General features: G+C 40.6%; 8 protein-coding genes and 1 pseudogene. All 9 read left to right on the top strand.

The features are described from left to right. Positions 1–16: 16 nt before the first annotated feature. A complete protein-coding gene (locus tag IQ242_RS27230) occupies positions 17–106 on the top strand; it encodes a 4-Cys prefix domain-containing protein (RefSeq protein WP_322096481.1) in 90 nt (29 codons plus the stop codon). 116 nt (positions 107–222) lie between these two features. After that, positions 223–1,665 carry a GUN4 domain-containing protein gene (locus IQ242_RS17730; protein WP_228021065.1) on the top strand — a complete coding sequence of 481 codons (1,443 nt, stop codon included), beginning with the start codon at positions 223–225 and terminating at the stop codon, positions 1,663–1,665. A gap of 48 nt (positions 1,666–1,713) precedes the next feature. Next, on the top strand, positions 1,714–1,926 hold the full coding sequence (locus tag IQ242_RS17725) for a type II toxin-antitoxin system HicA family toxin (RefSeq protein WP_016516386.1): 213 nt from the start codon (positions 1,714–1,716) through the stop codon (positions 1,924–1,926). After that, entirely contained in the window at positions 1,926–2,132 is a 207-nt protein-coding gene (locus tag IQ242_RS17720; protein ID WP_002743279.1) for a type II toxin-antitoxin system HicB family antitoxin, read from the top strand. The genes IQ242_RS17725 and IQ242_RS17720 overlap by 1 nt, the downstream gene beginning before the upstream one ends. A gap of 614 nt (positions 2,133–2,746) precedes the next feature. Further along, positions 2,747–3,223, top strand: coding sequence for a type II toxin-antitoxin system VapC family toxin (locus tag IQ242_RS17715; RefSeq protein ID WP_002789671.1), 477 nt, complete (start codon positions 2,747–2,749; stop codon positions 3,221–3,223). Beyond that, positions 3,220–3,432, top strand: coding sequence for a hypothetical protein (locus IQ242_RS17710; RefSeq protein ID WP_002789670.1), 213 nt, complete (start codon positions 3,220–3,222; stop codon positions 3,430–3,432). Before IQ242_RS17715 ends, IQ242_RS17710 begins: the two co-directional genes overlap by 4 nt. 226 nt (positions 3,433–3,658) lie before the next feature. Then, complete coding sequence (locus IQ242_RS17705) at positions 3,659–3,895, top strand: DUF4926 domain-containing protein (RefSeq protein WP_193960880.1); 237 nt, start codon at positions 3,659–3,661, stop codon at positions 3,893–3,895. 14 nt (positions 3,896–3,909) lie between these two features. Beyond that, positions 3,910–4,074, top strand: coding sequence for a hypothetical protein (locus tag IQ242_RS17700; RefSeq protein WP_002743277.1), 165 nt, complete (start codon positions 3,910–3,912; stop codon positions 4,072–4,074). A 46-nt stretch (positions 4,075–4,120) separates the two neighbouring features. Further along, positions 4,121–4,336 (top strand): annotated as a pseudogene (locus IQ242_RS17695) (DNA cytosine methyltransferase); the annotation flags it as partial. Positions 4,337–4,399 lie beyond the last annotated feature (63 nt).

Raw genomic sequence — 4,399 nt, 5'->3', positions numbered from 1 at the left:
ACCTACAATAATTGCTATGAGTCTCTGTCTCAATCCCGATTGTTCGCACAAAAACACCCCCACGGATAAATTCTGTCATAAGATAGAGCCTCGTAGGTTGGGTTGAGCGAAACAATACTGGGTCGAACATGGCTTAATTCGACTGAAAAAGCGAAACCCAACCACCCCAAAGGTTACTCTTTGTTGGGTTTCCTTGCGTCAACCCAACCTACAATAATTGCTATGAGTCTCTGTCTCAATCCCGATTGTTCGCACAAAAACACCCCCACGGATAAATTCTGTCATAAGTGCGGTTCTCAATTACTGCTCAGAGAACGTTATCGAGCGCTAAAATTAATCGGTCAAGGGGGTTTTGGCAAGACATTTCAAGCGATAGATGAGGATAAACCTTCAAAACCCTATTGTGTAATTAAACAATTTTTCCCGTCAGCGCAGGGAACAGGAACTTTACAAAAAGCAGCAGAATTATTTAAAGAAGAAGCGATTCGTTTAGATAGTTTGGGAAGATACCCACAAATACCCGAACTTTACGCCTATTTTACCGGTAATGATGGGAGACAATATCTCGTGCAGGAATATATCGAAGGACAAAATCTAGAACAAGAATTAAAACAGGAAGGAGTATTTAACGAAGCCAAAATTAAACATCTTTTGTCAGAGATTTTACCGATTCTAGAATTTATTCATAGTAAACAAGTAATTCATCGCGACATTAAACCCGAAAATATTATTCGCAGAAAAAGCGATAATAAATTGATTTTAGTGGACTTTGGTGCGGCAAAATTTGTCAGTCCTTTAAATCGTTCCATGACGGGAACAATTATCGGTTCTGCCGAATATATTGCCCCAGAACAGGGAAATGGCAAGGCAGTTAATGCCAGTGATTTGTATAGTTTGGGTGTAACTTGCCTTTATTTATTAACTGGAATATCTCCCTTTGATTTATTCGATGGGGGGGAACACCAATGGGTATGGCGACAGTGGTTAGTGGATAATCCTGTTAGTAATGATTCAGGGAATATTCTTGATAAATTAATCGAGTTTGGTACAAAAAAACGCTATCAATCCGCCTCGGAAGTGTTGCAAGCTTTGCAGATAAAAACATCAGTCTCTATACCCCAGACAACTATTCAAAAACCCATTAATCCCGTTATTTCCGTTCCCCAAACTCCCCCATCTATTCAGCTTAAAAGTGCCAAAGGAATCGATTATCGGAACTTAGAAGATTTATTAAGACGGCAGCAATGGAAGCAAGCGGACGAAGAAACCGCAACAGTGATGCTACAGGCTGCCAACCGAACAAAAGAGAGATGGCTACGGGTAGAGGATATCGATAATTTTCCCTGCGAGGATTTGCGAACCATTGACCAATTATGGGTTAAATATAGTGGCGGTCGCTTTGGTTTTTCCGTGCAGGCGAAAATCTACCGCGAACTCGGTGGGACGCAGGAGTATAATGAAGAAATCTGGAACACTTTCGGGGATAAAATCGGCTGGCGAGTGAATGATAGCTGGATATACTACAGGGATGTTACTTTTGACCTATGGACCTCACCCCGGGGGGCACTCCCGTGTCACCTCCAGTCGGCGTTCTCAATCGTTACGGTCGGATGGGGGTCGGGTCGTCGTAGTGCGTGCTCTCTTCTCTCGCGTCGAGACTTGTAAAATGTAACATATAAAGGTAACAGCCAATTTTTAAGAATCACATATAATATGAAAGTTAGAGATGTAATTAGATTACTAGAACAAGATGGATGGTATTTATCGAGAACAAGGGGAAGCCACCGACAATTCAAACATTCTCTGAAATCAGGTTTAGTTACTGTTCCGGGTAAGCCATCCGATGATTTAGCGATTAAGACTTTACGGAGTATTTTCAAACAAGCTCAATTGAATAAATATCTAGAAGAAGGAGACAATAACTAATGCGTTATGCGATTATTATCGAAAAAGCTGAAAATAACTATTCCGCTTATGTTCCTGATTTACCCGGTTGTGTTACTACAGGTAAAACCCTAGAGGAAATCACAGAAAATATGAAAGAAGCAATTCAATTTCATCTGGATGGATTACAAGAGGAAGGGCTGCCAATTCCCCAACCAGCCACCTATTGCCAGTATATCGAAGCGTAACCGATCACCTGCATCCTGTCCGCGACTTTTATCTGTTAACATGGAACTGTAAACATATTACTAATGCTCAAATTCAGAAAAAACTTCTCAATATATGCGCGGATTTCGGCTACAAATTACCGCTAATCTGTACACCTTACGAGTTAATGTCTTACCGTACAGCCTCGTAGGTTGGGTTGACGCAAGGAAACCCAACAAAGAGTAACCTTTGGGGTGGTTGGGTTTCGCTTAAACAATCAAATTGAGCCATTTTCGACCCAGTATTGTTTCGCTCAACCCAACCTACAATAATTGCTTATATTAATTTCTGATTAATTGCCAATTCATTGCCGACACAAGAGTTAAAGCGATAACAATTCATTGCTGTATGTAACAATATAAGAGGAGTGCGATCGCTGATCTTGTAGGGTGCGAAAACGCGCGTGTAACGCACCGCTAATGTTTGGGATAAAATGGAGAAGTTTCAATGCGATCAAGTGCGATCGCTATGAGAAATGATCGAGGTCAAGCATGACAGTGCAATAACTTCGTTACAGAGATAGGATAGTAGAATAGAGGGGGCTACCATACGGCTGCTTCAGGCTTTAATTTAGTCTTGTCGATCAGTTATTATCATGAAAGAAAAAGTGTACTTGGATTCCACGGTTCCGAGTTATTACTTTGATGAGCGTGAAGCTCTAAAAACTTTTACCGAAATCACAAGGAAGTGGTGGTCGGAGATGTCCAGTTATTATGATTTATATATTTCGGATGCCGTGCTTCAAGAACTAACCAACGGAAACTATCCGCGTAAAGCTGAAATTATTCATTTGGTTTCGACGATTCCTTTACTACCGCCGACTTCTGCTCTTGAACAAGTTGTCGAGTTTTATCTTGCCAACTATGTCATGCCAAGGTCTCTTGTGGGCGACGCTCTACATCTTGCCTATGCCAGCTATTTCGACATTCAATATCTCGTTACTTGGAATTGCAACCACCTAGCGAATGCTAACAAACGGAAGCATATTCGCGTTATCAATGCCCGCCTTGGTTTGTCAACACCTGAAATTGTCACACCACTTGAACTATTCAAAGAGGAGAATAACTTATGATCCACTCAGAGATTTTGCAAGAAAAAGATAAAACTCAAACAAGATTATCGGAGGAATGCACGTCTATCCATGACTATTTAGTTAAGTCTCGCATTGCTGCGGAAAAGGCTGCGGAATCCTACGGGTTTACTCTCAAGTATGCTGAAGAAATTCATAAAATTCGAGAAGAACACGGCAAAGCTTTCAACGCCAACACAACAGCCTCTTAGGTTGGCTTGAGCGAAACAATTTAGATTAATTCTGATTAATTGCCAATTCATTGGAAACACAAGAGTTAGGGCGATAATGATTCATGGCTGTATGTAACAATACAGAATAAGTTTATCTCAGGAGTTCCACGGGATAAACTTACGAGTCTCTACCTATTGGATTATCGACTCACTTACGAAAGAAACAAGATTTGTGACTTTATTACCAGATTAAAAGAGTTAGACTATGAAATTTGATATGTTTTCCGAAGTTCAATTAACCGAAGATTTGCCAGAATCTAATTTGTCTCGTGGCACTCACGCGATTATCGTGGATTATTGTCCTAGTCCCGAAGGCCAAGAGGATGGCTATGTTTTAGAAGTGTTAAATAATCAGGGAAAAGCCTATACAGTTATCGCTGTAGAAGTTTCCAAGATTGAATCGATTCAAAATCTTAAACAGGATGAATTGCAAATTATATAATTCTGTTATTCTTAGTGGATTTAATCCCCCATCCTAGCAATGGCGAAATGGGAGCAATTTTAGAGGTTTTTAACGCTCTCGGTGAGTCAATTTCAGTAGTTACTGTGCCAATTTCGGCGATTAAACCCCTACAGGCCAATGAAATATTTACCGTCCGCTCTTTGGTGAAAGTTGAATAAGTTAAAATCAAAGAGAATATCCCTATCGCTGCAATTTTAATTATCGATGAATCTCCTGAAAGATAGTAAAAAAATTCGTTTTATTGACCTTTTTTGTGGTTTGGGAGGGTTTCGAGTCGCAATTGAACAAGTTTGTCGCCAACAAAACTTAGAATCTGATTGTGTTTTTTCCTGTGATATAGATAAAGACGCTCGGGCAATTTATCGCGCTAATTTTCGCGACCAACCCCAGGGAGATATTACCGAAATCGCTGCCCTAGATAGGGTTTGCTGAAAAAGCTTTTCGGTGGTGGCAGGGTGTGGGGTGTGGGGTGTGGGGAAGTGG

The sequence above is a fragment of the Microcystis sp. LEGE 08355 genome (assembly GCF_015207185.1).
GTDB classification, from domain to species: Bacteria; Cyanobacteriota; Cyanobacteriia; order Cyanobacteriales; family Microcystaceae; genus Microcystis; species Microcystis panniformis.
Note: the sequence above shows the minus strand (reverse complement) of the source record. Positions and strands in the feature narration are given on the sequence as shown.

What these genes read in the sequence shown, in the direction of transcription:
- IQ242_RS17715 (WP_002789671.1), top strand. Translation starts at nt 2,747, where the DNA reads ATGAAAGAAAAAGTGTACTTGGATTCCACGGTTCCGAGTTATTACTTT.
- IQ242_RS17720 (WP_002743279.1), top strand. Translation starts at nt 1,926, where the DNA reads ATGCGTTATGCGATTATTATCGAAAAAGCTGAAAATAACTATTCCGCT.
- IQ242_RS17705 (WP_193960880.1), top strand. Translation starts at nt 3,659, where the DNA reads ATGAAATTTGATATGTTTTCCGAAGTTCAATTAACCGAAGATTTGCCA.
- IQ242_RS17710 (WP_002789670.1), top strand. Translation starts at nt 3,220, where the DNA reads ATGATCCACTCAGAGATTTTGCAAGAAAAAGATAAAACTCAAACAAGA.
- IQ242_RS17725 (WP_016516386.1), top strand. Translation starts at nt 1,714, where the DNA reads ATGAAAGTTAGAGATGTAATTAGATTACTAGAACAAGATGGATGGTAT.
- IQ242_RS27230 (WP_322096481.1), top strand. Translation starts at nt 17, where the DNA reads ATGAGTCTCTGTCTCAATCCCGATTGTTCGCACAAAAACACCCCCACG.
- IQ242_RS17730 (WP_228021065.1), top strand. Translation starts at nt 223, where the DNA reads ATGAGTCTCTGTCTCAATCCCGATTGTTCGCACAAAAACACCCCCACG.